Genomic DNA, 3724 nt, shown 5'->3' on the forward strand with positions numbered 1-3724 from the left:
AGGACAGGGGGCGGTCAGCTCCCGTACGCGGCCGCCCGGGCGGCGGCTGCGGTCAGGGGCAGGCAGATCAGAGGGTCGGCGTGCGGGTCGTTGGGGTGGGCGGCCCGGCGGGGCAGGTCGGGCAGCAAGGGGCGGTCGAAGGTGTGCAGGTGCAGGAAGTCATCGGCGATGTCGATCCGGTGGACCAGGTTGCGAAGGTGCGCGGGCTGCTGCGGGTCGAGCTCGCCCCATGCGCGGCGCAGCACGCGGTCGCGGAGCACGGGCAGCCTGGCCGCGCGCAGCTCGGCGTCATCGGCGGGAAACGTGTACACCAGGGTGCCGTCCAGGTTCCGGAGGCTGTGCAGGACGAGTACGTCCTGGTACTCCACCTCGTGGCGGGCGATGACCAGGAACGCGGCGGTGGGGAACTGGGCGTTCAGGGTGGCCGCGACGGTGGCGGTGATACCCCGGGCCTGGCGGTGCAGGTGTGCTTCGGCGGCCGTGAACGCCCGCACACTCGTGAACGCGGCCGACGGCGCAGACACGGCCGACACGGCGGGCTCGGCAGCGCCACGGGCGGCACGAGTAGTGGCACGGCTGGCGGGTTGAGTGGCGGCACGGGTGGCGGGTTGGGACTGGGACATCAACAACTCCAGACAGGAGAACACGCGAACCCCCTTCGCAAGAAAGGAGGGGTCCGGCGGGATGGGTGGGTGAACAGGCCACACGCTAGAGCCCGTCCACCCCCCACCGGTGGCCTCCTGACCAGCACAAACACCCACCCCCGCCCACCCCCGGCACCCCGGGACGGCACCCCGGGACGGTGACACCCCCCGGGGCAGGCACGGCACCGGCAAGCGCGGGCACACCCCGGCCCTGACAGACACGGCAGGACACGCCACACCACGCCATCGCGCCCCCCGGCACCGCCGGACAGACACAGAGAGGGGCGGCTGAGCGGGCGCGGAAGGGCAAGGGCGGGAGCACGCGGAAGAGCCCCGGCCTGGTGGGGCCGGGGCAAACAAGAGGCGGGACAGTCCCGGCCACACAGCGGGGCCCTTGGCGGGTCCCTTGAGGGTGTCAGCAACTGGCCGGGGGCTCCTCGACCGAGGGCCCTGCCTCACCGTCCTCGTTGTCGGCGGGCAGATCCCGCACGGTGGGGCCGGTCCCGCGCGGGCCGTGCTGCGGTACCTCCTCGGACGGGCCTGCCCCGGCCTGGGTGTCTGTGTCGATGAGGCCCAGCACATGATCGTGGACGGTCCACGTCTGCCCGGCCTCCACGATCAGGTCACCGATGGTCAGCGGGTGACCGCATCCGGAGCAGACAAAGTCCGCCTCGGGTGCGTTGTGCTCCGGGGCAGCCTCAAGATCGTCCCGGTATTCGCCGATGATGCATTCACCATGGGCACAGTTCACGGCCCCGAACGTCGGGTCAGCCCCCTGACCCCCGCGCTGCCCGCCGGGCACCGGCGGGACGGCGGGTATGCGGTGGCCGGGTGTGGATGTCATCAAAGACTCCTCCATCGAGAGGATCGGGGGAACGGGGCCCGGATGTATCCCAAGCGCCGAGCGGGTGCACTGGGTTCGGGCCGTAGGCGGAAGGGGCGGGGCAAAGCGGGACGATGAGGCGGAGCGGGTCAGTCCTGGTCGGTGTGCTCCCCGCCGTGCTCCTCGATCAGCTCACGGACGGCCCGGACGGGCACGTCCAGGAACCGGGTGGCGAAACTGCCCTCGGTCAGGAAGGCCTCGACATCGTCGTCGTTCTCCCACGCCTCGGTCTCGGGCGCGGTCAGGCCGGGGGCCAGGTACACCGAGTCAGCCACATCCGCACCGGACCGGATCATCACAGCGAGAGCGTGCCCGTCAGCCAGACAGATACGGGCGTAGACATGGCCAGTGCCCTGCGCAGCGAGGAAATCAAGGCGCCGAGTGATACTCACAGAAACTCCCCTGGAATGGGCGGCAGTTGATGGTGCAGCGACGCTAAACGCAGCAGCACACGGCACGCGGGGCAGTGACCAGCAACTTCACCCCACCCAAACCCAGCCAGGGTGCAAGGCCGGACACGCCGCACCAGTCAGACGAGGTGCAGTGCCTCGACGGGCCAGATGACAGCGGGGCGTGTCAGGAATCGGCCGGATGCTCCCCGACCGGGGGCGTCACGTCCACTCGCAGGGCGCGCCGTGTAGCCGTGCTGCTGCTCTCCACCCTCCACACCGACCAATCGGACATGCGGAACGCGGACCCGATGGTGTCGAGAGCCGTGTTCCGCGCGACCCGCACGCTCTTCGCCTCGCGGGACCGTATGCCCTTCTCGTCCTGCGCTCCGTCGATGAACCAGCAGACTTCCAGTGTCCGGCCCGCTCCAGGCCAGATGAAGGCGCCCTGGGGCCCCTGCGGGCTGTGCCGCTCCCGGTAATGCATCGTGCGGCTGGGGATTGCGGCCACGGTGAGACCAGTGGTGCGCAGGATCGCCAGGGCAGCAGCGACGACCGGGTCCTGTGCGTGCTGCGGCATGACTCCCACTGCGTCCGGCTCCGTGCTGTCATCCGACACGACGGGGGCCGCTCGCAGCTTTACTACGCCGCGGACGTCGCTGTAGATGATGGTGACCTCCTCGTCGGCATTGGACAGAGCCCTGACGCCCGTGCGGCCTTCCTGCGCTATCGCTTGGCGCACTTCGTGGCAGGCCTGTGTCAACTCGATGCGCTCGGGAGTGCCGCCGTTCACCGTCCGCATGGCGTGCGCCGCGGGCTGCTCGATGGCAGACGTGCGCGCTGCCTCGTGCGTGTGAGGGGTGAGGGCTGCGGGGGTGTCCAGCTTGTGGAGCTCATGCCGAGCGTCGTAGTGCTTGCTGGTGCCGTGTTCCGGTTCTCGGATCGTGTAGTTGCCGTTTCGGGCGTAGTTGACCACGGTGCCGACGAACTCCGGCTGTGGCACGTAGGTCCGGGTCCAGGTGTCCCAGCTCCGCGGCGTTACGCGTACCTGCTCGCCTGGCGCGTACAGGGTGGTGAGATCCGTGTCGGGCGCGTTCGGGGCGGGCTTCTCAGCGCCCGGGGGCAGGGGTGGCTCGCTCCAGAGGCGGATGGACACGGGCTCGACGCCGTCCAGGCGGCGTGCGGGCATCTGGTTGGACAGGCGCACGGAGATGGCGTCGGTCAGGATCCTGTCCCAGGCGCGGGGGTCGCTGTCGCCACCGTCAGCGATGCTGTCGCGCAGCGCATGTACCTCGTCGGTGGTCATGTGGTGGAGCTGCTCGCGGATGGCCCAGTACCGTTCCTCGTCGGTGAGGATGACGCGGATGCGTGCCGCTGTCGCGTGCTTGCGGATGAGGCGGCGCACGGTCTGTTTGGTCGCTTGCCCGCCCTCGTTGTCGGCGTTGCGGTTCATGACGGCGTCCAGCAGATCTGAGGTGATGACAGATGCGTTCTCTTTGGCGGTGATGAGGATCTGAAGGGCCATCCACTCGGCGCGTTCGGTGGCAGTAGGCATGGGGTGCTCCTCGTTGTGGTCATGGCGTGCCCTGGCCGGGTAGTTGGGCGGGACGGCCCGCCTTTGGATCGCCCCCCCGCCCCGGCGGGGCGGGCGGGGCGGGGCAGATGCGGCTTCTGGGCTTTCTGGACCGTCCACACACGCGGGCGCGTGGGGGCGGTGGAGTGCCGCCCGGGGCGGGCCCCCGGGGCCGACCGGACGGGGACGGCCGGTGGGGGGCGGTGTTACCCCGCTCAGCGACCAAGTGGGCGGG

Annotated in this window: 4 protein-coding genes; all 4 read right to left on the reverse strand. The window is 70.3% G+C overall.

Annotated features, from left to right (window positions below):
- Window positions 1-14: 14 nt before the first annotated feature.
- The 4 genes from ACFWZ5_RS45535 to ACFWZ5_RS45550 all read right to left on the reverse strand — a co-directional run bounded on the left by ACFWZ5_RS45535 (window position 15) and on the right by ACFWZ5_RS45550 (window position 3471).
- The gene (locus tag ACFWZ5_RS45535; protein ID WP_384893098.1) at window positions 15-524 is read right to left on the reverse strand and encodes a hypothetical protein; all 510 of its coding nucleotides are present in this window, start codon (window positions 522-524) and stop codon (window positions 15-17) included.
- A gap of 535 nt (window positions 525-1059) precedes the next feature.
- Window positions 1060-1488 (reverse strand): hypothetical protein, encoded by a 429-nt coding sequence (locus tag ACFWZ5_RS45540; protein WP_384893102.1) that lies wholly within the window; start codon window positions 1486-1488, stop codon window positions 1060-1062.
- 128 nt (window positions 1489-1616) lie between these two features.
- Window positions 1617-1802 (reverse strand): hypothetical protein, encoded by a 186-nt coding sequence (locus tag ACFWZ5_RS45545; protein ID WP_384893105.1) that lies wholly within the window; start codon window positions 1800-1802, stop codon window positions 1617-1619.
- 301 nt (window positions 1803-2103) lie between these two features.
- Window positions 2104-3471 (reverse strand): hypothetical protein, encoded by a 1368-nt coding sequence (locus ACFWZ5_RS45550; RefSeq protein WP_384893108.1) that lies wholly within the window; start codon window positions 3469-3471, stop codon window positions 2104-2106.
- Window positions 3472-3724: the final 253 nt, after the last annotated feature.

This window comes from Streptomyces sp. NPDC059003 (genome assembly GCF_042740445.1).
In the GTDB taxonomy this organism is placed as follows: Bacteria; Actinomycetota; Actinomycetes; order Streptomycetales; family Streptomycetaceae; genus Streptomyces.